This window comes from Streptomyces luteogriseus, from assembly GCF_014205055.1.
GTDB classification, from domain to species: Bacteria; Actinomycetota; Actinomycetes; order Streptomycetales; family Streptomycetaceae; genus Streptomyces; species Streptomyces luteogriseus.
On record NZ_JACHMS010000001.1, the window covers coordinates 4059375 to 4081629 of the forward strand.

Genomic DNA, 22255 nt, shown 5'->3' on the forward strand with positions numbered 1-22255 from the left:
CAGCATCATGTCGGACGCCAACATCCGTATCCCCGCCGAGGCTCGCGACCGGCTCGCCGAGATAGCCGCTGAGGAAGGACTGTCCCTCCGTGCCTACCTGGCCCGGCTCGCCGAGACCCTGCTCACCCCGACGGAGCGGAACGAGCGCGCGGAGAAGGCACGGGCGGTGCTGCGGGAGTGGAACGGCTACGCCCCCAGCGAGCACGAGCAGGACGAGCTGGACGCCGAACTGGACCGCCGCCTGGCTGAGGCGGATGCCGCGTGACCCGTGATGTGCATGTCTTCCTCGACGAGAGTGCGATGGTCGCCGCCGGCCGGGGCAATGTCCTGGTCTCCCGGCTGATCCATCGCGCTCACGCGGAGCCGGGCTGGTTCCTGTACGCCACAGTGTGTTCTCTGGTCGAGGCCGATCGTGACCGACCGGGCACCGCGGAGCACATTGCCGCCCTGCCCTGCATCACGATCGTCGATCTGGACCTGCCTGCCGCACTGGCGGTGGGCCGCGCGACCACCTGGTCCGACGCGCACACCCTCTACGCCGCCCAGCCCAGCCCGGAGCGGCCGGATGGTGCGGTGATCGCGACCACCAGGGCGCACACGTGGAAGGGGCAGCCGGTGCGCATCCTGGACCTCGCCCCCTGATCGACCGGTCGAGGCGCAGGCTTCGCCCGGGTCGCCTCAGCCGGCCGCACGCAGGCGCTGCTCGCCCAGGCGGTCACGGCAGCTCCGGCAGTGTCCGGGCCCCGGGGCGCGGAAGGCACGCTCGCAGCCGTCGCAGGTCTGGAAGGGCAGTACGGCCGGGCGCTCGACGCTCGGCGGGAGCGGCGCGGGGGAGGGCAACGGCAGCGGGGTTTCCCGGAGGCGGAAGGCCAGGACGCTTGCCGGGCGGGCCCGGAAACGGTCGGGGAGCCGTGCGGTCAGCAGCTCCGTGATCTCCCGCTGCCCGACTCCGGCCGCCAGCCACTCGGCGACGGCCGGTGCCAGTCGGGCGGCCTCGTGCGCGGACAGGACCAGTTCTCTGAGCGCTCGCGAGATGAGGATCTCGCCCTCGCTGAAGTGCTCGCACAGAGCGGCGATGGTCACGGGGGAGCCGTCGGGAAGCGAGGCGATGTACGCCGCGACGCCGACCGTGACCGCGCTGCCGCGTCGCTGGGCGAGGGCGTTGGAGATCACCGTGAAGTCGGCCGTGAGGCGGGTGCGTACGTGGATCACGCCGGTAGTCGGAGCTCCGGCGTCGGCGCGCAGGCGCGCGTTAGACTGCGGGTCAGCCATCGGGAAGGGGCTACTTCCTGGTTGGTCAGGCCCTCGATCGGGATTGCCGTCCCGGCCGGGGGCCGTATCTGTTTGCGGTTGTCGCGGCGAACGTAACGGCCCGTTACCCGCCCCCGCAAGCCGGTCACTCGGACGGGTGACGCCCGCCTTCCGGCGCGGGGAGGGTGGGTGGGCGGGTAGTTCTGTCCCCGGTTCTTTCAGGAGGTCAGTGGCCTACCGGACCCTCGCGGACAAGGGCCCGGTGCGTCCGGAAGCCGCCTCAGGGGCGGTGGTGCCCGGCCTTCAACTCACCTATGAAGGCGGCCCAGGAGACGGCTTCGAAGCACAGCGTCGGACCGGCCGGGGCCTTGCTGTCACGGACCGGGACGACGGCCCCTCGGAACCCGTCGGCCACCTCCACGCAGTCGCCGCCCGCCTGATTGCTGTAACTGCTCTTGCGCCAGGCGGCGTCGTTCAGATCGGGACGGGACATTCGAGCCACGGTAGTCGTCCTCCATCGTGGACCGGATCATGTCGAGTGACGTGACCGGGGGCAGGGCTGCCGCCCGCAGCCGATCGTAAATCACCTTGTAGCGACCGACGTTGACTGGTTCCTCAATGAGTTGGCCATAGTCCGCGCCCTCGGTGTAGGCCATCTCTGAGCCGTCGGGCAGGGTCAGGATCGTCAGCGAACCGCCCATTGCCTCGTGTCCACCCTGGTCGAACGGCAGTACCTGCACGGTGATATGCCGCTCCACCGCAGCGTCGAGCAGACGCGCCAACTGCTTCCGCATCACGGCCTGACCGCCGATCGGACGCCTCAGTACTGCCTCATCCAGAACCACCCACAGCTCTGGCCGTTCGGGCGAACTCAGCCGATCCTGCCGTCCCATACGGGCTGCGACGCGCTCCTCCAACTGCTCTTCACTGCCCAACAGGGCGTCCAGGCTGAGTACCGCCCGGGCGTAGTCCTCGGTCTGAAGCAGACCCGGCACCACATGAGCCGCGTACTGCCGGACGGCCCCCGCACGCTCCGCGTACTCCATGAACTTCCGCGACCAGTCCGGAAACGCCTCCCGGTACACATACGGCCACAGCTCCACCAGCAGATCCTCCGCACCGAGCGCCGCGTCCAGCGCTCGCGCCAGCTCCAGCGTCGGCTTCGCTCCGGACGCCCGCTCGATCTGCGTGATCCGCGTACTCACCACATGCGTCCGGTCGCCCAGCTCGGCCTGTGTCAGCCCCGCCGCCGTCCGGAGCCTGCGCACCCGCGCACCGAACAGCGCGGCCATCGACGCACTGGGGTCAATTCCGTTGGCCAAGGCATCACTTCCGTTCCTTACGGCTGCACAAGTAAGGCTGTGCCCCCTGTCGAGCGTAGGACGATCGGCCGACTCTTGAGCACGGAACGTGATGACTCGTGTGCGCAACGGAGCGCATCGAGCCGACGGAAAGGGACGGACAGGCCGTGCTGACAGAAACCGCCACCCCGGGAGACATGCCGCAGCGTGAACTCCAGTCGCTCACGATGCAGTTCCCCTCCTCCCCGCGCGGTGCGCAGCTCGCCCGGCGTCACGCCGTCGGGTGGATGGGGGAACGGGGCCACCCGCCGGCGTCGGACGTCTCCGGCGTGGTCGCCCTCGTCGTCGGCGAACTCGCGGCGAACGCCGTACAGCACGGTCGGGTGCCCGGCCGGAAGTTCGGCCTCCGGCTCGTCCTGGACCGGGCCGCGGGCGTGCTGCGTGTGGAGGTCGCGGACGCCGCCTCCGCGAAGCGGCTGCCTACGGCCGCGCCCTCGTCGTCTCCCGATGGTGAGTCCGGCCGGGGGCTGCTCCTGGTGGACGTCCTGGCCGAGCGCTGGGGGTCGACGCCCCGCAGCCCGGTGGGCAAGACGGTATGGGCGGAGCTGTGTCTCGACGCTTCAGCTCCCCGCCGACTTCAGTGACTCGCCGACGTCACCCCGCCGGCTTGGTGACGGGCCATGAAGTCACACTCTGCCAGGGGCGGGATTGTCGGGGTAGATCAACCGCACGCCACCGCCGATCACCAGGAAGCAGCTCAGCAACAGGGCGAAACGTGCGAACCTCGCACCGCCCTCCCAATCGGCTGAAGGACCCAAGACCAACCAGAACGCGAGACCTGCCCCCGCAATCAAAACCGCTACGCCCAGTAACCGGCGCACCCCTTGTCCCCTCTTTGCGATCTTCAGTCAGCCGATCACTCTACTCACCGGAAACAACGGCGCAGGGCGGGTCCTGCGAAAGACAAACGGCGCGTACAGCGCGTACCTGTTCGTACGCGCCGACGCGCCGCGGGGCCCGGGCGGGGGGCCTACTCGTCGTCTTCGGGCTTCTCCGCCTCGTTGATCTCCTCTTCAATACCGAGCTGCTCGACGAGCCACTTGTCGAACTCGATCGCCGCGCGCACCCAGCTGACCGTCGAGGAGACGAAGTGCTCCAGGCTGACGCCCATGCCGATCAGCATCTGGGCCTCGCCGATCAGGCGGACCGTGCCGTCGTCGTGCGTGTGGCTGTAGACCTTGGGCCACAGGGTCCGGCGGTTCCAGTCGTCGATCGACTCGAGGATCTGCGGCTTGGCCTCGATCTCGTGGGGCCGGTCGTAGAACGTCCGCACGGAGAAGACCTGCTGGTCTCCCTCACCCCGGAACATGAAGTAGGTGCGGAACTGCTCCCACGGCGCCGCGAGGTCTCCCTCGTCGTCGACGACGTACTTGAGCTCCATCTGGTCGAGGAGCTGCTTCACGAGGTCCTGATCCGGGACGACGGGGCCGGCCGGGCCGCCGGGCTGCGGCTCGGGCTGGCCCCCGAAGTTCGGAATCGAGGACGGGTCGATGGTCACCGTGAATTTCCCTTCGTACGGATTCCGCCATCCTCCCCCATGCGGGGAGGGGGGTGGCAAGCCCCGACAGACCCTGTCAGCCCTGGGCTGACACGATCCGGTCAGCTGCAACCTCCGGGTACCCGGAACCGTCCTCCTGAGCAGCCGACGGAGGGGACGGTGCACATGCAGGCAGCGGACAGGGGCCATACCCGGTGGGGGATCGTCCTGCCGTTTCTGGCACTGCCGGTGCTGGTGCTCGGCGTACTGATCATCGGCCTGTTCCTGTGGGCCTGGTCGGACGACGACGAGGCCCGCGACGGCACCCGTACGGGCGCGGCGGCGACGGTCCCCTGCACCGAGGCCCTGGCCTTCGGCGCCGCCGAGCGTCCCGCGAACGCCCGTGCCCACGACTGCACCGTGCAGCGGGGCATCGACACGGCGTACTCGGCGGTGCTGCGGATGCCTCGCGAGGACGTCCGCGACTGGCTGCGCGAGACGTACCCGAACGCCCCGAAGCCGCGCACGGGCGGTGGTGCCTGCGGGGCGCTCTGCCTCGACGTGACGCACGAGAACGGCCTCCCCGGCACGGCGGAGGCGCATGTGGTGCAGGTGAGGGTGGAGTACGAGAACGCCGAGACCGCGCTGGTGCGCTTCTCGGCGTTCACGATGTGACCGGGGACGGCCCTACAGCGTCTTGCCCGTGGCCGGGCCCACCAGCAGCCCGTCCTCGAAGCGGTCCACCCGGACCGTGTCGCCGTCCTTGATCTCCCCGGACAGGATCTCCTTGGCGAGCCGGTCGCCGATCGCGGACTGGACGAGCCGCCGCAGCGGCCGGGCGCCGTACGCCGGGTCCATGCCCTCCTCCGCGAGCCAGGCCAGGGCCTCGGGCGTGATGTCCAGGGTGAGGCGCCGCTCCGCGAGCCGCTTGGCCAGGCGCTCCAGCTGGAGCTTCGCGATGCGCTCCAGCTCGGGCTTGGTCAGCGCGGCGAAGACGACCAGGTCGTCCAGGCGGTTGAGGAACTCCGGCTTGAAGGAGGTCCGCACCACCTCCAGGACCTGCTCCTTCTTCTCCTGCTCGCTGGTGATCGGGTCGACCAGGTACTGGCTGCCGAGGTTCGACGTCAGCACCAGGATGGTGTTGCGGAAGTCGACCGTGCGGCCCTGCCCGTCGGTCAGGCGCCCGTCGTCCAGCACCTGGAGCAGGATGTCGAAGACCTCGGGGTGGGCCTTCTCCACCTCGTCCAGCAGGACGACGGAGTACGGCCGCCTGCGCACGGCCTCGGTGAGCTGGCCGCCCTCCTCGTAGCCGACGTATCCGGGCGGGGCGCCGACCAGCCGGGCCACGCTGTGCTTCTCGCTGTACTCCGACATGTCGATGCGGACCATCGCCCGCTCGTCGTCGAAGAGGAAGTCGGCGAGCGCCTTGGCCAGTTCGGTCTTGCCGACGCCGGTCGGGCCGAGGAAGAGGAACGAGCCGGTGGGCCGGTCGGGGTCGGCGATGCCGGCGCGGCTGCGGCGTACGGCGTCGGACACCGCGCGCACGGCCTCGGTCTGGCCGATGAGCCGCTTGCCCAGCTCGTCCTCCATGCGCAGCAGCTTCTGCGTCTCGCCCTCCAGCAGCCGCCCGGCCGGGATGCCGGTCCAGGAGGCGACGACGTCGGCGATGTCGTCGGAGCCGACCTCCTCCTTGACCATGGTGTCCTTCGCGACCTCCTCCTCGGCCTCGGAGGCGGCCTCCAGTTCCTTCTCCAGGGCGGGGATCTCGCCGTAGAGGAGCTTGGAGGCGGTGTCGAAGTCGCCGTCGCGCTGGGCGCGTTCGGCCTGGCCGCGGATCTCGTCGAGGCGTTCCTTCAGTTCACCGACGCGGTTGAGGGACTGCTTCTCCTTCTCCCAGCGGGCGGTGAGTCCGCGCAGCTCCTCCTCCTTGTCGGCGAGGTCGCGGCGCAGCTTCTCCAGACGCTCGCGGGAGGCGGCGTCGGTCTCCTTGCCGATCGCCAGCTCCTCCATCTTCAACCGGTCGACGGCGCGCTGGAGTTCGTCGATCTCGACGGGGGACGAGTCGATCTCCATACGGAGGCGGGAGGCCGCCTCGTCGACGAGGTCGATGGCCTTGTCGGGCAGGAAGCGGGAGGTGATGTACCGGTCGGAGAGCGAGGCGGCGGCGACGAGCGCGCTGTCGGCGATCTGCACCTTGTGGTGGGCCTCGTAGCGGCCCTTCAGCCCGCGCAGGATCGCGATGGAGTCCTCGACGCTCGGCTCGGCGACCAGCACCTGCTGGAAGCGCCGCTCCAGGGCGGGGTCCTTCTCGATCCGCTCGCGGTACTCGTCGAGGGTCGTCGCACCGACCATGCGCAGCTCGCCGCGGGCCAGCATGGGCTTCAGCATGTTCCCGGCGTCCATGGCGGAATCCCCGCCGGCGCCGGCCCCGACGACGGTGTGCAGCTCGTCGATGAAGGTGATGATCTGCCCGTCGGAGTCCTTGATCTCGGCGAGGACGGTCTTCAGCCGCTCCTCGAACTCGCCCCGGTACTTGGCGCCCGCGACCATCGCTCCCAGGTCGAGCGCGACGAGCCGCTTGTCCTTCAGCGACTCGGGCACGTCGCCCTTGACGATCCGCTGGGCGAGCCCCTCGACGACGGCGGTCTTGCCGACGCCGGGCTCACCGATGAGCACGGGGTTGTTCTTGGTCCGCCGGGACAGCACCTGCACGACGCGCCGGATCTCCTGGTCCCGCCCGATGACGGGATCGAGCTTGCCCTCGCGCGCGGCGTCGGTGAAGTCGGTGCCGAACTTCTCCAGTGCCTTGTACTGCCCCTCGGGGTCGGCCGTGGTCACGCGTCGCTGGCCTCGCGTCTTCTGGAAGGCGGCCTGGAGCTTCCTGGCGTCGGCCCCCTGCTGGGACAGCACCTCGCCGGCCGCGCCGCCCTTCGCGGCGAGGGCGATGAGGAGGTGCTCGGTGGAGAGGTACTCGTCGCCCAGGTCCTTGGCGCGGGCCTGCGCGTCGGCGACGACGGCCAGCATCTCGCGGTTGGGCTGGGGCGGCGCGACGGTCGACCCGGTCACGCTCGGCAGCCCGGCGAGCACGCGCTCGGCTCCGGAGCGTACGGCGGCCTGGTCGGCGTCGACCGCGGCGAGCAGGTCGGTGATGTTCTCGTTGTCCTGTCCCTGGAGCAGGGCGAGCAGCAGATGGGCCGGGGTGAGGTCGGCGTGTCCCTCGGTCACGGCCCGGTTGCTGGCAGCGTTGATCGCGTCCCTGCTCCGGTTGGTCAGCTCGGCGTCCACGTTCGCGTTCTCCTCCTTGCACTGACCCGAACGGCTTGCACAAAGTTGAGTCTAGTGCACTCAAGGACGGTTCCGGGAGGCTCTGGGGTCTAAGTTCCGGGGCATGGCGACCAAGTACTCCGTGGATCCGGGTGCTCCCGACCCGTCGTATCTCGACTTCTGGCGGGAGCGGCACCTGTGCACCCTGACGACTCCCCGCCCGGACGGCACTCCGCATCTGGTACCCGTCGGGGTCACATACGATCCCGAGGCCCGTCTGGCTCGGGTGATCACGAATCGGGCGAGCGCGAAGGTACGGTACGTGCGGGCCGCCGGGGAGCAGGGGGCGGCCGTCGCCGTCTGCCAGCTGGAGGGGCGCCGCTGGGCGACGCTGGAGGGCCGGGCCTTCGTCAGCGAGGAGCCGGACCGGGTCGCCGAGGCGGTGCGGCGCTACGCGGAGCGCTACGGCAGGACGCCGTCACCGAATCCGGCGCGTGTGGTGATCGAGATCCACCTGACGCGGGCGATGGGCCGAGGTTGACCGAAGTGAAAATCCACACCGGTGATCGACTGGATCCGGCCACCACCGTATGGGGTCGATAGCCGGAAATATCCCCGAAAACTGCAGCGGCGTCACCGTGTTCAGGTCACGGTGACGCCGCTGCGGGGGGAAGTACCTGAGCGATCTGTTACGACGGGGGAATCGCGTCAGGCACTGCGGGGGGTGGCAGAGATGGTCCTCGGGGCAGGAGAGTCGGCCTCCACCTGCTGGTGGTCCCTTTGATCCAGGTTCACAAAGATCATTCCGTACCGTACGGCACATCGCACTGGCTGCGGCGCCCCCCGAGGCCGCCGCAGACACCGGTACGCCCGTACGTCCTCGTCATCGTCCCGCGTGACGACCACCGGCTCGCCGAAAACAGTCACCATCAACGAGTCACCGCTGTGGGGGATGGCGGTGACCAGGTCGATGAAGTGCCAGCCGGAGCGGTAGGCCGTGGCCATCTCGCGGCGGAAGGAGCGGTCGTCGGGTGGAGTGGTCACGGTCAGCTCCCGGATCCGGCTGCCCCGGAGCTCGGCCAGCTGCTGTTCTCCGCTCCGTGAGCGCTGTTCACGGCGACGGACGGCCAGCTGCTGTTCGCCCGAACATCGTCCTTCACATCGGAGAAGCCACTCAGCGCACCGAGGGCTACAACGGCGGAGAAGGCGGCGACAAGCACCGAGCGAAGCATTCTGTTACGCATAGTCGGCTTCGTCCTCACTTGAAGGTCCCCTTTTCCCCCGTCGAGTACGACGATGGCTCATTCGGGCACGTCATGGCCACACAATCGATGCATCATGTTCCTGCATGTTCAGGACCCTGGGGGGTGGAGATTTGACATCAAATCGGACTAAGGAGACACATCCCCATGCGATGACCCAGTGGTGCGATGAGGGCGGCCGTCTGTATGCCGCCGCACTGCGTGCCGGACGCATCGCACGCGAGGACGTGGCGCCCGCTCCGTGCCTGATGGAGTTCGCCCTGCTCCACCCCGACCCGGACGACCCCAGCTGGCTGCGGCCCGTGCCCCCTGCGGTCGCCCTGTCCCGGCAGCTCAACCCGCTGGAACAGGAGATAGCCGACCGCCGGCGCCTGGCGACCGGCCTCGCCGAGACCTTCGAGCCGTTCATGGCTATCGGCACCCAGCTGGCCGCCACCAGTGACGCCATCACTGTGCTGGAAGGCGGCGAACGAATCAACGCCGCGCTCAACATGGCCACTTTGCAATGCCAGACGGAGATGCTCACCGTCCAGCCCACCGACCGGATGTCCGAACGCAGCCTCCTGCTCGGCCTGGAGCGCGACCGGCCGCTGATCGAACGCGGTGTGCGCATCCGCACCCTCTACCAGCACACCGCCCGCTACAACCCCGAGCAGCTGGCCTACGCCGCTCAGCTCTCCAACGGCAAGGCGGAGTACCGCACCATCGACGAACTCGTCGAGCGCCTGATCATCTGCGACGAGTCCGTCGCCTTCATCCCCGCCCGCGATGATCAGCAAGTCGCCCTGGAACTGCGCCACCCCGGTCTGGTCCGCTACCTTCTCAAGCTCTTCGAGTACTTGTGGGACCGTTCTGTTCCGCTCAGCACCGGCACACCGTACGAGACCGCCCGCGACGGCATCACGGAGATCCAGTACTCCATAGCCAAGCTCCTGGTCGAGGGACACGTCGACGAAGCCATTGCCCGGCGCCTCGGCATGAACGTGCGCACCTGCCGGGCCCATATAGCCAAGCTCGCGTCCGCTCTGGGCAGCGGCAGCCGTGCCCAACTGGGTTACCTCATCGCCCAGTCCGGCATCCTGAAGCAGGACCAGGAGGGAGCCGCCGGTTGAGACCTCGCGGCCGCACCGGGAGCACGGCGTCGACGACCTGTGACCCGCAGGAACGGAGTAGTACGCACGGGCCCTGCGCGAAGGCCAGGTGCCCGCAGAGGAGGCGGGCGCGGCACCCTGTTCGCCAAGCTCGCGGCGACGCTGGGCAGTCAGAGCAGGGCGCGGCTCGGGTTCCTCATCGGACGCTCGGGGATTCCTGACCAGGAAGGGTGAGGGGCGTGGTGGAGTGCTGCGGGCCGTCCAGGCCCGCCTGGGCGATCCGCACGCCCAGCTGCGTACGGCTCGCCGCCCCCAGCGTCTCCGAGAGGCGCGCGATGTGTGCCCGGCAGGTCCGGACGCTTATGCCCAGCCGCTCGGCGATCACCGCGTCCTGGTGCCCCTCCGCCAGCAGCGCGGCGATCGACTGCTCCCGGTGGGAGATGCCCTCGATGCCGGTGTCGGGGAGCGGGGCCGTGAGGGGGATGGCGAGGCGCCAGAGGCGGTCGAAGACCGTGACGAGGTAGGCGACGAGCGCGGGGTGCCGTAGCTCCAGGGCCATGGTGCGGTCGGAGTTGGCGGGGATGAAGGCGACCGTGCGGTCGAAGAGGATCAGCCGGTCGATCACCTCGTCCAGCGTGCGCGCCTCCACCGCGTCGCCCATCAGCTCCAGATAGGTCAGCAACCCCTGCCCGTGCCGGGCGACATGGGTGTACAGGTCCCGCATCCGCACCCCGCGCCCCCGCAGGGCCAGGGCCCGGTGCAGCCCCTCGGAGAGCTCCGCCTCGCGGCGGATGCCGCCGGGCTGGACCGTGAGCACCTCGGTGGTGCACGCCTGGGTCGCCTCGTCCATCGCGGCCTGGATCCGGGCGAGTCCGTCCAGGACCCGGATCGCAGGGCCCTCCGCCGCCGACGCGGCCGGCCGCACCTGGCGGCCCAGCCCGGCATACCGTTCGACTGCCTCGACGGCCGAGCCCACCCGCCGCTGGCTCGCACTGACCTCGTCGTACATCCCGCGCAGCAGCCGGGTCATGACCTCCTGCGGGGAGGTCGGCACCAGCCAGTCCATGTCGTCGGGGTCCGGGTGCAGCAGGGCGAGTTCCAGCAGGCAGGGCACCGGTTCCGCGTCCCGGCGCGGCACCCGGCCGCGCCGTACGGCCCGGGAATACACACGATCCCCGGCCTCGCACAGTCGGTCGGCACCATGGGGATGCTCATCCGCCCCGTGCCCGGCCATCGCCCATCCCACCCCCGGTTCCCGCGGTCCTGCCGCAGCGCAACTATGCGCGGACGGAACGTGCTCCGCAACACGGCTCCCCGCGCACCGGGCCCCGGAAACCACCGGTATCGCCGACCCTCGGCTCGTCACATCGCGGCGGCCGGCCGGCCGGGGGTGGGTGAACCCGGCTCGGCGCGCGGCTACTTCAGGCCGGCGGCCTCGCACGCCGCCTTGTACTCGGCCGTGCAGATGTCCGACAGCTTGTAGATGTCGTCCGCGACCACCGTGTCCTCGATGTTCTCCTTGGTGAGCGCGACCACGGGCACGAGCTGCGCCGGGATGCCCTTGTCCGTGGGGCTGTCGACCTTGTCGCGGGTGAGGGCGGCGAACTGGATGTCGCGGCCCTGGACCTTGGCGACGGCCATCTCCGCGGCGTTCTCCGCCTCCTGCGGGTAGGACTTGTAGACGCTCATGTACTGCTCGCCGCTGAGGATCCGCTGCACGGCGGGGAGCTCCGCGTCCTGCCCGGTGATCGGGGGCGGGTCGGACACGCCCGCGGCCTCCAGCGCCTTGACGATGCCGCCCGCCATGCCGTCGTTGGCGGAGTACACCGCCGCGATGTTGCCCTTGCCGATCTTCCGGATCGCGTCGGCCATGTTGGCCTCGGCGTTCTCCGGCTTCCAGTCCTTGGTGTCGAAGGACTCGGCGATGGTCACCTTGCCGTTCAGCTCGGACATCGCGCCCGCCTTGAACTGCTTGGCGTTCGGGTCCGTCGGCGAGCCGTTCATCATGACGATCTTGTCGGAGAGGCTCGCCTTCTCGCCGATGGCCTCCAGCAGGGTCCGGCCCTGGACCTCGCCGACCAGCTCGTTGTCGAAGGAGATGTACGCGTCGATCGGCCCCTCGGCCAGCCGGTCGTAGGCGATGACCGGGATGCCGGCCTCCTTCGCCTTCTTCACGCCGCTCGCGATGGCCGTCGAGTCGACCGCGTCCAGCAGGATCACGTCGACCCGGTCGTCGATCATCTGCTGCATCTGGCTCGCCTGCGTGTCCGCGCTCGCCTCGGCGTTGGCGTACTCGACGCGACCCCTGTCGTTGGTGAGCGACTCGACCTTCCGCTTGATGATCGGGTAGTCGAAGTTCTCGTACCGCGTGTTCGCCTTCTCCGGCAGCAGCAGCCCCACAGTGATGTCGTTGCCCTTCGCCGGGCTCGCGTCGTCACTGCTCCCCGTCGCGTTGAGCACGCCGCAGCCGGCGAGCGTGACGGACATCGTGGCGGCTGCCACGGATATGGAGATGCGACGACGCATGCGGGAGCTCACTTCACGTGTGATTCGGACGTGGGCACCGCTTTTGGGACCCATGTGACTGAAAAGCCAACGCGGATGCGTCCCCAGCGTCAAGCGGAACCACTTAACGAGATGACAACACCACGCTCCGCAGTAGTTGTGGAGACTCTGCGGAATCACCTTCAAGTGCCGCGCACGTTCCGGTCATCCACAGGAGACCGGGTGAAACCACCCCAAGGCACACGAAAGGGCCGGGAGTCGCCTCCCGGCCCTCTCACGTACGCATGCGCGTCAGTCGGACTGCTGCTGCCGCTTCGGCCGCCACACCACCAGCGCGCTGGTCTGCTGCACCTCCTGGTACGGCACCAGGTCGCGGCGGTACGACGCGTGCACCGCGGCCTCACGCTGGCGCATCGCCGCCGCCGCTCCGTCGAGCGCGTCCTGCATCTCGACCACCCGGGCCTGGAGCGCGGCGACCTGGTTCTCCAGTTCGATGATGCGCTTGATACCGGCCAGGTTGATGCCCTCGTCCTGCGACAACTGCTGGACGGTGCGCAGCAGCTCGATGTCGCGGGCCGAGTAGCGGCGGCCCCGGCCCGGGGTGCGGTCCGGGGACACCAGGCCCAGCCGGTCGTACTGGCGCAGGGTCTGGGGGTGCAGGCCGGACAGCTGGGCCGCCACCGAAATGACGTAGACCGGGGTCTCCTCGGTCAGTTCATACGGATTGCGCCGACGACCGTCCATCTGACTCATGCTCCCTTCGCGGCCTGGAACAGATCCGCCCGCGGATCCTCACCCGCGGTCGCCTCGCGATACGCCTCGAGTGCGTCACGAGCCTTCCCCGTCAGGTCCTTCGGAACACTCACCTCCACGGTGACCAGAAGGTCGCCGCGGGTGCCGTCCTTGCGGACCGCGCCCTTGCCCCGGGCGCGCATGGTGCGCCCGTTGGGCGTGCCCGGAGGCAGCTTCAGCGTGACGGGCGGGCCGCCCAGGGTGGGTACCCGCACCTCGCCGCCGAGGGCCGCCTCGGTGAAGGTCACCGGGACGGTGACCGTGAGGTTGTCCTCCTTGCGGCCGAACACCGGGTGGGTGTCGACGTGCACGACCACGTAGAGGTCGCCCGCCGGCCCGCCGCGCTCGCCCGGCGCTCCCTTGCCGCGCAGCCGGATCCGCTGGCCGTCGCTGACGCCCGCGGGGATGCGCACCTGCATGGTCCGCGAGGACTTGGCCCGGCCGCTGCCCTTGCAGACCTCGCAGGCGTTCTCCGCGATCAGGCCGCGGCCCTTGCAGTCGGGGCAGGGGTCGGTGAGGGAGAAGCCGCCACCACTGCCCCGGGCGACCTGCCCGGTGCCGACGCAGGTCGGGCACACGCGCGGCGTGCCGTTCTTGTCGCCGGTGCCCGAACAGGCCTTGCAGGGCGACTGCGACGACATCCGCAGCGGGACGGTCGCGCCCTCGATCGCCTCGGTGAAGCTGAGCGTGACCTCGGACTCGATGTCCTGGCCGCGCCGGGGGTGCGTACGCGTCCCCGGCCCGCCCGCGCCACCGCGGTTGAACAGGCCCCCGAAAACGTCACCGAGTCCGCCGCCGAAGCCGCCGGCCCCCTGGCCGCCGCCCTGGGCGCCGCCTCCGAAGAGGTCGCCCAGGTCGAAGTTGAAGGAGCCGCCCGCGCCGCCCGGCCCCGGGCGGAAGCCGCCGTTGCCGAAGAGGGCGCGCGCGTCGTCGTACTCCTTGCGCTTCTTTGGGTCGCCGAGGATGTCATTGGCCTCGGAGATCTCCTTGAAGCGCTCCTCCGCCTTGACGTTGCCGGTGTTGGCGTCCGGGTGGAACTCGCGGGCGAGCTTCCGGTACGCCTTCTTGATCTCGGCCTCGGTGGCGTCCTTGGGGACGCCGAGGACCTTGTAGTAGTCCTTCTCGATGAAGTCCTTGGTGCTCATCCTCGACGCCCCTCCTTCCCTTCGTTGATGACGTCAGCCCTCGTCCGGGCCACCGCTCTCCTTGTCGTCGGCGTCGGCGGACTCGTCCGCCTTGACCGTCTGCGCCCCCGGCTGGGGTTCGGCCACGGCCACCCGCGCGGGGCGGATGGTGCGCTCGCCGATCCGGTACCCGGGCTGCAGGATCGCGACGCAGGTCGTCTCGGTGACGTCCGGTGCGTAGCTGTGCATCAGGGCTTCGTGGATCGTCGGGTCGAAGGGCTCGCCCTCCTTGCCGAACTGCTGCAGGCCCATCTTCGCCGCCGTGCTCTCCAGCGACTCGGCGACGGACTTGAAGCCGCCGACCAGTTCGCCGTGTTCACGCGCGCGGCCGATGTCGTCGAGCACGGGCAGGAGCTCGGTCAGGAGGTTCGCGATGGCGATCTCCTTGACCGCGATCCGGTCGCGCTCGACCCGGCGGCGGTAGTTCTGGAACTCGGCCTGGAGGCGCTGGAGGTCCGCCGTGCGCTCACTGAGCGCGGTGCGGGCCTGGTCCAGCTGGGCCACCAGGGCCACGTCCTGGCCCGTGTCCCCGGCCGGGGCCGCCCCCTCCTCAGCGGAGGGGGAGGCGGCCTTCGGCTCGGCGTCGTCGGAGGTGGCGCCGGAAGGGACGTCGGGCTGCTGCTCGTCGAAGCCCGGGGTCTCCTCCGTCACGCGGCACCGTCCTTCCGGTCCTCGTCGACGATCTCGGCGTCGACGACGTCGTCGTCAGCGGCCTTCCCACCGGCGGCGTCACCCGCGTCACCGGCGGGGCCACCGGCGGCCTGGGCCGCGTTGGCGTCCGCGTACATGGCCTGGCCGAGCTTCTGCGAGACGGCCGCGACCTTCTCGGTGGCGGTGCGGATCTCGGCGGAGTCCTCGCCCTTGAGCTTCTCCTTCAGCTCGGCGACGGCCTCCTCGACCTCGGTCTTGATCTCGCCCGGGACCTTGTCCTCGTTGTCCTTGAGGAACTTCTCGGTCTGGTAGACGAGCTGCTCGCCCTGGTTGCGGGACTCGGCGGCCTCGCGGCGCTTGTGGTCCTCCTCCGCGTACTGCTCGGCCTCCTGGCGCATGCGGTCGACCTCGTCCTTCGGCAGCGAGGAGCCGCCGGTGACGGTCATCTTCTGCTCCTTGCCGGTGCCGAGGTCCTTCGCCGTGACATGCATGATGCCGTTGGCGTCGATGTCGAAGGACACCTCGATCTGCGGGACGCCGCGGGGCGCCGGCGGCAGACCGGTCAGCTCGAACATCCCGAGCTTCTTGTTGTACGCCGCGATCTCGCGCTCGCCCTGGTACACCTGGATCTGCACGGAGGGCTGGTTGTCCTCGGCGGTGGTGAAGATCTCGGACCGCTTGGTCGGGATCGTCGTGTTCCGCTCGATGAGCTTGGTCATGATGCCGCCCTTGGTCTCGATGCCGAGGGACAGCGGGGTGACGTCGAGGAGCAGGACGTCCTTGACCTCACCCTTGAGGACACCGGCCTGCAGGGCGGCGCCGATGGCGACGACCTCGTCCGGGTTGACGCCCTTGTTGGCGTCCTTGCCGCCGGTCAGCTCCTTGACGAGCTCGGCGACGGCGGGCATACGGGTCGAGCCGCCGACCAGGACGACGTGGTCGATCTCGCTGATGGAGATGCCGGCGTCCTTGATGACGTTGTGGAACGGCGTCTTGCAGCGCTCCAGCAGGTCCGCGGTCAGCTGCTGGAACTGGGCGCGGGTGAGCTTCTCGTCGAGGTGCAGGGGGCCCTCGGCGGAGGCGGTGATGTAGGGCAGGTTGATCGAGGTCTCGGTGGACGAGGACAGCTCGATCTTCGCCTTCTCGGCGGCCTCGCGCAGACGCTGCAGGGCCATCTTGTCCTTGCCCAGGTCCACGCCGTGGCCGGACTGGAACTGCTGGACCAGGTAGTCGACGACGCGCTGGTCCCAGTCGTCACCACCGAGGTGGTTGTCACCGTTGGTGGCCTTCACCTCGACCACGCCGTCGCCGATCTCCAGCAGCGAGACGTCGAACGTACCGCCACCGAGGTCGAAGACCAGGATGGTCTGGTCGTCCTTGTCGAGGCCGTACGCCAGGGCGGCCGCGGTGGGCTCGTTGACGATGCGCAGCACGTTCAGACCGGCGATCTCGCCGGCCTCCTTCGTGGCCTGACGCTCGGAGTCGTTGAAGTACGCCGGGACGGTGATGACCGCGTCGGTCACCTTCTCGCCCAGGTAGGACTCGGCGTCACGCTTGAGCTTCTGGAGCACGAAGGCGGAGATCTGCTGCGGGTTGAAGGGCTTCCCGTCGAGCTCGATCTTCCAGTCGGTGCCCATGTGACGCTTCACGGAGCGGATGGTCCGGTCCACGTTCGTGACCGCCTGGCGCTTGGCCACCTCTCCGACGAGCACCTCACCGTTCTTGGCGAAGGCGACGACGGACGGCGTGGTCCTGGCGCCCTCGGCGTTGGTGATGACGGTGGGCTCGCCGCCCTCCAGAACGCTGACGACGGAGTTAGTCGTGCCCAGGTCGATGCCGACCGCACGTGCCATGGTTGATTCCTCCAGCTGACTTGAGTGGAACGGACTCAAGTGTGCACGACGGCCCCCAACCGGTCAACAGAGCTGAGTCGGGCAGGCTCAACTCTTATCCGTTCCTTACACGCAACGGGCCGCTGACCTGCGTCGATACGCTGCGTCGAGGGCCGTATACAGGGACACGCGAGAGGGTGAACACCACGACGAGAACCCCTCCCGCCACCCACCACAGGGCGCCGGCCCCGATGTGACCCGCGTGCGCGAGTACCCCGATGAGCATCCCGGACAACGCCGCGATCCCCAGCAGCAGACTCGCCCCCGGCGCGGTCAGCCCGAGCCGCCGCAACCGGTGCGCCAGATGGCCGGACCCGCCGCGCCCCACGCCCCGCCCGGCCAACCGCCGCGCCCCCAGTACGAGTACGACGTCGGCGGCCACCACGGCGGCCAGCGCGAACAGGACCCCGGCGCTCTCCACGACCCCGGACCCGGCCCGGGCGTACACGGCCCCCACGGCGATCACGAACCCCGCGGACATGGACCCGCAACTCCCCAGCGCCACGCGCGCGGGATGCCAGTTGTGCAGCAGGAACCCGGTCAGGGCGGCGGCCAGCACGCTCATCAGTCCCGCGATGCCGTCCATCACCTCGACGGCCGCGCAGGCGGCCACCCCGAAGGCCATGACGACCCCGACCGTGCCCGCCAGCCCGTCGGCGTGATCGAGCCCCCGGAACCCGAGCACCACCACCACGACCCACGCGACGGCCAGCAACCCGGTCCCCACCCCCGTCTCCCCGTACGGCACGACACACGCGGCCGCGACGCCCGTACCGGCGGCCAGCACCCTCCGCCGCAGCCGCCACACGTCCCCGGCGAGCCCGAGCAGGGCGACGGCACCGGCGGCGACGAGCACCGCGCGCGCCCCGCCGGCGGGCGGCGCCACCCCCAGCCACTCCCCGGCCCCGACGACCAGGCCCGTGACGAGCACGACGGCCACACCCCCGGACAGCGGTACGTCCCGCTGCCGCCGCCGCTCGACCAGGCGCAGCCGTAGCGCGGGGGTCCGCAGGGCGGCCGCGAGCAGGGCGGTGAGAAGCAGGGCGGTGGCGGCGGCGGTGATCCCGTAGAGCACGGATATAAGGTAGGCGGGATTATGACAATTCGGTATGAATAACACGAGGAGATGGCGTCGGGATCGCGACGGGACTCCCCTGCGGGATCGCGACGGGACGGTGCCCTGATCCGGCCCGTTTCTGAGGCAACCCTCAGCGATTCAGATCACTGCCCACCCGGCTACAGTGCGGCGGAAGATGAGGGTAGTCTCAGACGGACTGCATAAGTTACCGCTTAGTAATTTCGGGGAACCCTGCAAAACGACAGGTCACCCCGACGAAACCCCTCGCAGGCCCGAGGAGCCCCCATGCAACTCGCCGCGATCATCGTGTCGCTGGTACTGACCGTGGTCGGCGTCGCGCTGCTCGCACGCGCGATCGGCCAGTTCGTCCGGTACTTCAAGCTGGGCCAGCCGGTTCCGGCCGGTACCCGGACCGACAACCCCTACCAGCGCAGCGTGACCCTGGTGAAGGAGTTCCTCGGCCACACGCGCATGAACCGGTGGGGCATCGTCGGTGTCGCCCACTGGTTCGTCGCCGTCGGCTTCCTGACCCTCCCGCCGACCCTCGCCCAGGCCTTCGGCCAGCTGTTCAAGGCCGACTGGGTGCTGCCGGTCGTCGGTGAGTTCCTGCCGTTCGAGCTGTACATCGAGTTCATCGGCGTGATGACGATCCTGGGCATCGCGGTGCTCATCGCGATCCGCCTGCTGAACCTGCCGAGCCGCCCGGGCCGCAAGTCCCGCTTCGCCGGCTCCAAGGCGGGCCAGGCGTACTTCGTCGAGTACGTCATCCTCACCATCGGCCTGGCGATCTACGTCCTGCGGGGCCTGGAGGGCGCGCTCCACCACGTCGACCACTACGAGGCGTCGTACTTCGCGTCGTACCCGCTGGTCCTCGCCTTCAAGGGCCTGTCGGTCACGGCGCTGCAGAACCTCGTCTACTTCGTCGCAATGATCAAGATCGGCACCTCGTTCATCTGGATGATCGTGGTGTCGCTCAACACCAACATGGGTGTCGCCTGGCACCGCTTCCTCGCCTTCCCGAACATCTGGTTCAAGCGCGAGGCGAGCGGCGGCACGGCCCTCGGCGCGCTCCAGCCGATGACGTCGGGCGGCAAGCCGATCGACTTCACCGACCCCGGTGACGACGACGTGTTCGGCGTCTCCCAGGTCGAGCAGTACTCCTGGAAGGGCCTGCTGGACTTCTCCACCTGCACCGAGTGCGGCCGCTGCCAGTCGCAGTGCCCCGCCTGGAACACGGGCAAGCCCCTCTCCCCCAAGCTGCTGATCATGTCCCTGCGGGACCACGCGCACGCCAAGGCGCCGTACCTGCTGGCCGGCGGCGGCAAGACCATGGAGGGCGAGGAGAAGGCGTCCGAGGAGCAGCTCGCCTCGGTGCCCGCGGCAGCGCTGGCCGAGGCCGAGCGCCCGCTGGTCGGCACGCTGGAGGAGAACGGCGTCATCGACCCGGACGTCCTGTGGTCCTGCACCACGTGCGGCGCCTGTGTCGAGCAGTGCCCGGTGGACATCGAGCACGTCGACCACATCGTCGACATGCGCCGCTACCAGGTGATGATCGAGTCGTCGTTCCCGTCCGAGGCGGGCACGATGCTCAAGAACCTGGAGAAGAAGGGCAACCCCTGGGGCCTGGCGAAGAAGCAGCGCCTGGAGTGGCTCAAGGAGGTCGACTTCGAGGTCCCGGTCGTCGGCAAGGACATCGAGGACCTGTCCGAGGTCGAGTACCTCTACTGGGTCGGCTGCGCCGGCGCCCTGGAGGACCGCGCCAAGAAGACCACGAAGGCCTTCGCCGAGCTGCTGCACATCGCGGGCGTCAAGTTCGCGATCATGGGCGGCGACGAGAAGTGCACCGGTGACTCCGCCCGGCGCCTGGGCAACGAGCCCCTGTTCCAGGAGCTCGGCATGGAGAACGTCATGGCGCTGAACATGGCGTTCGGCGAGGAGATGGACGACGAGGGCAAGGTCGTCGCCGAGTCGGCGAAGCCCAAGTCGGCCAAGAAGATCGTCGCCACCTGCCCGCACTGCCTCAACACGCTCGGCAACGAGTACCCGCAGCTCGGCGGCGACTACGAGGTCATCCACCACACGCAGCTTCTCCAGCACCTCGTCGACGAGGGCAAGCTGATCCCGGTCACGCCGGTCGAGGGCATCATCACGTACCACGACCCGTGCTACCTGGGCCGTCACAACAAGATCTACACGCCGCCGCGCGAGATCATCGCCGCCGTGCCCGGCATCCGCAACGAGGAGATGCACCGCCACAAGGAGCGCGGCTTCTGCTGCGGCGCCGGTGGTGCGCGGATGTGGATGGAGGAGCGGATCGGCAAGCGCATCAACAACGAGCGCGTCGACGAGGCCCTGTCGGTCAACCCCGACATCGTCTCGACGGCCTGCCCGTTCTGCCTGGTCATGCTCACGGACTCCGTCAACGGCAAAAAGAACGACGGCAAGGCGAAGGAGTCCATCCAGGTCGTGGACGTCGCCCAGCTGCTGCTGGACTCGGTGAAGACGCCGGTCGTCGCGGAGGCCGAGGCCGACGGTGACGACGACGGCGAGCCGCCGGCCGGGACGGCGGACTCGACGAACGCGCCGGAGCCGGAGCCGGTGAAGTAGGCCGTTCTCCCTGGTTGTCCTGGCGCCCCCTGCCCGAGCTTTCGGGCAGGGGGCGTCGGCGTTTTCGTTTTCCCTACGGCTCGGGTTCTGAGAACGAATCCGGGTTCGGCGGGGGTCCTGCACCCCGCGATACCGCGGGGTGCAAACGGCCTAGCAGTCGAGCTCAGCGGATTGCGCGGATGCGCCGGGTGCGACGAGTCCTGTCTCGTAGGCGAGGACGACGGCCTGGGCTCGGTCGCGGAGGGCCAGCTTGGCGAAGATCCGGGCCACATGGGTCTTCACCGTCGCTTCGCTCAGTGTCAGTTCCTGGGCGAGTTCCGTGTTGGACAGGCCCTTGCCCATGAGTGTCAGTACCTCGCGTTCGCGTGGTGTCAGTACGGCAAGGTCACGGTGAACAGCGAGCGGCGCCGAGCCCGGAGCGGTCCGGCCGGTGGTGGAGGCGTAGCGTTCAACCAGGCGGCGGGTGATCGATGGTGCGAGCAGTGCGTCACCGGTGTCGACCAGGCGTACGGCGGCTGCGAGATGTGCGGGTGTGACGTCCTTGAGGAGGAAGCCGCTGGCGCCGGCAGCGAGGGCGGCGTAGACGTAGGAGTCGAGGTCGAAGGTAGTCAGCATGATCACTCGGCAGTCCGGGACCTGCGCGAGGATCTGGCGGGCGGCTTCCAGGCCGTCCGTGTTCGGCATGCGGATGTCCATGAGGACGACGTCGGGCCGCAGGCGGCGGACGGCTCTGACGGCCTCGGCTCCGTCCGCGGCTTCGCCGACCACCTTGATGTCGCGTGCGGTCAGGATCAGGCGGAAGCCGGTGCGGACAAGCTCCTGGTCGTCGGCGATCACGACGCGGGGGGCATGGCCGGTGGGTGTGGTCATGGCCGGTCCAGCGGGATTCGGGCGCGGACGCGATAGCCGCCGCCCAGGCGACGCCGGGCGTCCAGGTCGCCGCCGTAGACGGCGACTCGCTCTCGCAGGCCGAGCAGTCCCCGTCCCGCTCCGTGGGCCTGGCCTGCGGCTGGATGGTTGCGAGGCCCGACAGCGTCGCCGGTCAGGACGCTTGGTCCGCTGTTCAGGACTTCGACGCGCAGGGAGTGCTCCGCGTAGCGCACTGTCACTTCGGCTTTCGCTCCGTCGCCGTGTTTGAGGGCGTTGGTCAGCGCCTCCTGGATGATCCGGTAGGCGGTGACATCGATCCCGGTCGGCAGCGGGCGGGGCTCCCCGGAGATGCGCACCTCCACGGGCAGGCCGGCGAAGGCGATCCGGTCGATCAGCGGGCTGAGCCGGCTCAGGCTCGGCTGGGGTGCCAGGTCCTGGTCATAGGGTTCGTCGTCGCCGCTTTGTGCGGGGGCGAGCAGGCCGAGCAGGTGCCGTAGCTCGGTCATGGCGGTCCGCCCGGCGCTCTCCACGGCGCTCAGTGCGGCCTCTGCCTCGTCGGGCATGGTGGCCAGCACCTCGCGGGCGGCCCCGGCCTGGACCACCATGAGGCTCACGTTGTGGCTGACGATGTCGTGGAGTTCGGCCGCGATCCTGGCCTGCTCGGCTTCAACCGCGGTCCGGGCCGCGCTCTCGCGCTCCCGCTCAAGCAGCCAGCCGCGCTCTTCGATGGCTGCTCGGTGGCGCCGCCGCGCCCGGATGAGCGCCGCACTCAGGACGACGACCGCGGCGCACGCCGCCGCCAAGGCCGCAACCAGCCAGATCAATTCTGAACTCCCCACCCGCACAAGCCTCGCAGCTCGGCATGCCCACCCGCGTCATGCTCCGGGTCCAGTTCCCTACATCCCCAGGATGACCTGCGGGGCCGGTTACATCCGGCGGGGGACGTCGTACCGGTCGTGCCGCTTCTAGG

Annotated in this window: 22 protein-coding genes; 7 read left to right on the plus strand and 15 right to left on the minus strand. The window is 69.4% G+C overall.

The genetic code is table 11. From position 1 onward, the window contains the following. The first annotated feature begins 7 nt into the window (after positions 1–7). Both BJ965_RS17680 and BJ965_RS17685 read left to right on the plus strand, forming a co-directional pair. Entirely contained in the window at positions 8–265 is a 258-nt protein-coding gene (locus BJ965_RS17680; RefSeq protein ID WP_184909554.1) for a hypothetical protein, read from the plus strand. Positions 266–300: 35 nt separating this feature from the next. Next, on the plus strand, positions 301–642 hold the full coding sequence (locus BJ965_RS17685; protein WP_221513900.1) for a hypothetical protein: 342 nt from the start codon (positions 301–303) through the stop codon (positions 640–642). Between the two features lie 36 nt (positions 643–678). Here BJ965_RS17685 and BJ965_RS17690 read toward each other — a convergent pair whose 3' ends face one another. The 3 genes from BJ965_RS17690 to BJ965_RS17695 form a co-directional block, all read right to left on the minus strand. Further along, positions 679–1272 (minus strand): hypothetical protein, encoded by a 594-nt coding sequence (locus BJ965_RS17690; RefSeq protein WP_184909556.1) that lies wholly within the window; start codon positions 1270–1272, stop codon positions 679–681. Between the two features lie 259 nt (positions 1273–1531). Beyond that, positions 1532–1672, minus strand: coding sequence for a DUF397 domain-containing protein (locus tag BJ965_RS39380; RefSeq protein WP_313666939.1), 141 nt, complete (start codon positions 1670–1672; stop codon positions 1532–1534). Further along, entirely contained in the window at positions 1626–2543 is a 918-nt protein-coding gene (locus BJ965_RS17695; RefSeq protein ID WP_184909557.1) for a helix-turn-helix domain-containing protein, read from the minus strand. Before BJ965_RS17695 ends, BJ965_RS39380 begins: the two co-directional genes overlap by 47 nt. Positions 2544–2719: 176 nt before the next feature. Between BJ965_RS17695 and BJ965_RS17700 the strand changes: the two genes are divergently transcribed. Further along, complete coding sequence (locus BJ965_RS17700) at positions 2720–3196, plus strand: ATP-binding protein (protein WP_376777924.1); 477 nt, start codon at positions 2720–2722, stop codon at positions 3194–3196. Positions 3197–3582: 386 nt separating this feature from the next. Here BJ965_RS17700 and BJ965_RS17705 read toward each other — a convergent pair whose 3' ends face one another. Then, on the minus strand, positions 3583–4110 hold the full coding sequence (locus BJ965_RS17705; RefSeq protein WP_184909558.1) for a YbjN domain-containing protein: 528 nt from the start codon (positions 4108–4110) through the stop codon (positions 3583–3585). A gap of 165 nt (positions 4111–4275) precedes the next feature. Here BJ965_RS17705 and BJ965_RS17710 point away from each other — a divergent pair, with 165 nt between their 5' ends. Beyond that, positions 4276–4764, plus strand: a complete 489-nt coding sequence (locus tag BJ965_RS17710; protein ID WP_184917254.1) for a hypothetical protein — start codon at positions 4276–4278, stop codon at positions 4762–4764. A 12-nt stretch (positions 4765–4776) separates the two neighbouring features. Here the strand turns inward: BJ965_RS17710 and clpB are convergent, their stop codons facing one another. Further along, positions 4777–7374: an ATP-dependent chaperone ClpB gene (gene clpB / locus BJ965_RS17715; protein WP_184909559.1), complete on the minus strand. Its 2598-nt coding sequence runs from the start codon at positions 7372–7374 to the stop codon at positions 4777–4779. 103 nt (positions 7375–7477) lie between these two features. Here clpB and BJ965_RS17720 point away from each other — a divergent pair, with 103 nt between their 5' ends. Then, positions 7478–7894 (plus strand): pyridoxamine 5'-phosphate oxidase family protein, encoded by a 417-nt coding sequence (locus BJ965_RS17720; protein ID WP_184909560.1) that lies wholly within the window; start codon positions 7478–7480, stop codon positions 7892–7894. A gap of 167 nt (positions 7895–8061) precedes the next feature. Here BJ965_RS17720 and BJ965_RS17725 read toward each other — a convergent pair whose 3' ends face one another. Beyond that, on the minus strand, positions 8062–8397 hold the full coding sequence (locus BJ965_RS17725; protein WP_030846386.1) for a Rieske (2Fe-2S) protein: 336 nt from the start codon (positions 8395–8397) through the stop codon (positions 8062–8064). A gap of 370 nt (positions 8398–8767) precedes the next feature. Between BJ965_RS17725 and BJ965_RS17730 the strand changes: the two genes are divergently transcribed. Continuing rightward, on the plus strand, positions 8768–9727 hold the full coding sequence (locus BJ965_RS17730) for a helix-turn-helix transcriptional regulator (RefSeq protein WP_184909561.1): 960 nt from the start codon (positions 8768–8770) through the stop codon (positions 9725–9727). Between the two features lie 175 nt (positions 9728–9902). Here the strand turns inward: BJ965_RS17730 and BJ965_RS17735 are convergent, their stop codons facing one another. The 7 genes from BJ965_RS17735 to BJ965_RS17765 form a co-directional block, all read right to left on the minus strand. After that, entirely contained in the window at positions 9903–10940 is a 1038-nt protein-coding gene (locus BJ965_RS17735; protein WP_184909562.1) for a helix-turn-helix transcriptional regulator, read from the minus strand. A 182-nt stretch (positions 10941–11122) separates the two neighbouring features. Next, a complete protein-coding gene (locus BJ965_RS17740) occupies positions 11123–12232 on the minus strand; it encodes a sugar ABC transporter substrate-binding protein (RefSeq protein WP_221513150.1) in 1110 nt (369 codons plus the stop codon). Between the two features lie 270 nt (positions 12233–12502). Continuing rightward, positions 12503–12955 carry a heat shock protein transcriptional repressor HspR gene (locus BJ965_RS17745; protein ID WP_184917257.1) on the minus strand — a complete coding sequence of 151 codons (453 nt, stop codon included), beginning with the start codon at positions 12953–12955 and terminating at the stop codon, positions 12503–12505. 5 nt (positions 12956–12960) lie between these two features. Continuing rightward, positions 12961–14148: a molecular chaperone DnaJ gene (gene dnaJ, locus BJ965_RS17750; protein WP_184909564.1), complete on the minus strand. Its 1188-nt coding sequence runs from the start codon at positions 14146–14148 to the stop codon at positions 12961–12963. 33 nt (positions 14149–14181) lie between these two features. After that, positions 14182–14838, minus strand: a complete 657-nt coding sequence (grpE, locus tag BJ965_RS17755) for a nucleotide exchange factor GrpE (RefSeq protein WP_184909565.1) — start codon at positions 14836–14838, stop codon at positions 14182–14184. Further along, entirely contained in the window at positions 14835–16691 is a 1857-nt protein-coding gene (gene dnaK, locus BJ965_RS17760; protein WP_184909566.1) for a molecular chaperone DnaK, read from the minus strand. Before dnaK ends, grpE begins: the two co-directional genes overlap by 4 nt. 94 nt (positions 16692–16785) lie before the next feature. Next, the gene (locus tag BJ965_RS17765) at positions 16786–17805 is read right to left on the minus strand and encodes an undecaprenyl/decaprenyl-phosphate alpha-N-acetylglucosaminyl 1-phosphate transferase (RefSeq protein WP_184909567.1); all 1020 of its coding nucleotides are present in this window, start codon (positions 17803–17805) and stop codon (positions 16786–16788) included. A 288-nt stretch (positions 17806–18093) separates the two neighbouring features. Here BJ965_RS17765 and BJ965_RS17770 point away from each other — a divergent pair, with 288 nt between their 5' ends. Continuing rightward, positions 18094–20415, plus strand: a complete 2322-nt coding sequence (locus tag BJ965_RS17770; RefSeq protein WP_184909568.1) for a (Fe-S)-binding protein — start codon at positions 18094–18096, stop codon at positions 20413–20415. 150 nt (positions 20416–20565) lie between these two features. Here the strand turns inward: BJ965_RS17770 and BJ965_RS17775 are convergent, their stop codons facing one another. Then, entirely contained in the window at positions 20566–21285 is a 720-nt protein-coding gene (locus tag BJ965_RS17775; protein WP_184909569.1) for a response regulator, read from the minus strand. Continuing rightward, positions 21282–22109: a sensor histidine kinase gene (locus BJ965_RS17780; protein WP_221513151.1), complete on the minus strand. Its 828-nt coding sequence runs from the start codon at positions 22107–22109 to the stop codon at positions 21282–21284. The genes BJ965_RS17775 and BJ965_RS17780 overlap by 4 nt, the downstream gene beginning before the upstream one ends. Positions 22110–22255 lie beyond the last annotated feature (146 nt).

Bases quoted from the DNA above. Each gene is read 5' to 3' on its own strand.
- BJ965_RS17680 (WP_184909554.1), top strand. From the start codon at position 8: ATGTCGGACGCCAACATCCGTATCCCCGCCGAGGCTCGCGACCGGCTC.
- BJ965_RS17685 (WP_221513900.1), top strand. From the start codon at position 301: ATGGTCGCCGCCGGCCGGGGCAATGTCCTGGTCTCCCGGCTGATCCAT.
- BJ965_RS17690 (WP_184909556.1), bottom strand. From the start codon at position 1,272: ATGGCTGACCCGCAGTCTAACGCGCGCCTGCGCGCCGACGCCGGAGCT.
- BJ965_RS17695 (WP_184909557.1), bottom strand. From the start codon at position 2,543: ATGGCCGCGCTGTTCGGTGCGCGGGTGCGCAGGCTCCGGACGGCGGCG.
- BJ965_RS17710 (WP_184917254.1), top strand. From the start codon at position 4,276: ATGCAGGCAGCGGACAGGGGCCATACCCGGTGGGGGATCGTCCTGCCG.
- BJ965_RS17720 (WP_184909560.1), top strand. From the start codon at position 7,478: ATGGCGACCAAGTACTCCGTGGATCCGGGTGCTCCCGACCCGTCGTAT.
- BJ965_RS17730 (WP_184909561.1), top strand. From the start codon at position 8,768: ATGACCCAGTGGTGCGATGAGGGCGGCCGTCTGTATGCCGCCGCACTG.
- BJ965_RS17735 (WP_184909562.1), bottom strand. From the start codon at position 10,940: ATGGCCGGGCACGGGGCGGATGAGCATCCCCATGGTGCCGACCGACTG.
- BJ965_RS17740 (WP_221513150.1), bottom strand. From the start codon at position 12,232: ATGCGTCGTCGCATCTCCATATCCGTGGCAGCCGCCACGATGTCCGTC.
- BJ965_RS17745 (WP_184917257.1), bottom strand. From the start codon at position 12,955: ATGGACGGTCGTCGGCGCAATCCGTATGAACTGACCGAGGAGACCCCG.
- dnaJ (WP_184909564.1), bottom strand. From the start codon at position 14,148: ATGAGCACCAAGGACTTCATCGAGAAGGACTACTACAAGGTCCTCGGC.
- dnaK (WP_184909566.1), bottom strand. From the start codon at position 16,691: ATGGCACGTGCGGTCGGCATCGACCTGGGCACGACTAACTCCGTCGTC.
- BJ965_RS17770 (WP_184909568.1), top strand. From the start codon at position 18,094: ATGCAACTCGCCGCGATCATCGTGTCGCTGGTACTGACCGTGGTCGGC.
- BJ965_RS17775 (WP_184909569.1), bottom strand. From the start codon at position 21,285: ATGACCACACCCACCGGCCATGCCCCCCGCGTCGTGATCGCCGACGAC.